Here is a 681-nt window from a genome sequence, read left to right as displayed (position 1 = left end):
CGTTCAGTTTTCAAAGAACTTTTTGGTGGAGCCTAGCGGGATCGAACCGCTGACCTCCTGCGTGCAAGGCAGGCGCTCTCCCAGCTGAGCTAAGGCCCCAAAACAAATATCGGGAAGACAGGATTTGAACCTGCGACCCCCTGGTCCCAAACCAGGTGCTCTACCAAGCTGAGCCACTTCCCGAAAGAAAACGCGCCCGAGAGGAGTCGAACCCCTAACCTCTTGATCCGTAGTCAAACGCTCTATCCAATTGAGCTACGGGCGCATATGGTGCCGAGGGCGGGGGTCGAACCCGCACGGTGGTCACCCACCGCAGGATTTTAAGTCCTGTGCGTCTGCCTGTTCCGCCACCCCGGCATGTCATATTGGAAATTGGAGCGGAAGACGGGATTCGAACCCGCGACCCCAACCTTGGCAAGGTTGTATTCTACCACTGAACTACTTCCGCAAGACATGTTTGAGATATTTTATTAAAAGTGCGGGTGAAGGGAGTCGAACCCCCACGCCAAAGGCGCTAGATCCTAAGTCTAGTGCGTCTGCCAATTCCGCCACACCCGCATATTTCATTAAAATGGTGAGCCATGAAGGATTCGAACCTTCGACCCTCTGATTAAAAGTCAGATGCTCTACCAACTGAGCTAATGGCTCTTGCAATAAAAACTGGTGCCGACTAGAGGACTT

The 681-nt window shown here is 53.0% G+C and carries 7 tRNA genes; all 7 read right to left on the bottom strand.

What is annotated here, in order from left to right:
• Positions 1-23: 23 nt before the first annotated feature.
• A tRNA-Ala gene (locus ACYVEC_RS30175) sits at positions 24-99 on the bottom strand.
• 10 nt (positions 100-109) lie between these two features.
• Positions 110-183: transfer RNA gene (locus ACYVEC_RS30170), tRNA-Pro, on the bottom strand.
• Positions 184-191: 8 nt separating this feature from the next.
• A tRNA-Arg gene (locus ACYVEC_RS30165) sits at positions 192-265 on the bottom strand.
• A gap of 3 nt (positions 266-268) precedes the next feature.
• A tRNA-Leu gene (locus ACYVEC_RS30160) sits at positions 269-357 on the bottom strand.
• Between the two features lie 16 nt (positions 358-373).
• Positions 374-448: transfer RNA gene (locus ACYVEC_RS30155), tRNA-Gly, on the bottom strand.
• A gap of 29 nt (positions 449-477) precedes the next feature.
• Positions 478-558, bottom strand: a tRNA-Leu gene (locus ACYVEC_RS30150).
• Between the two features lie 14 nt (positions 559-572).
• Positions 573-648 (bottom strand) — tRNA-Lys (locus tag ACYVEC_RS30145).
• Between the last annotated feature and the right edge of the window lie 33 nt (positions 649-681).

The sequence above is a fragment of the Bacillus sp. MN7755 genome, assembly GCF_054771475.1.
This window is presented reverse-complemented; position numbering and strand designations above follow the sequence as displayed.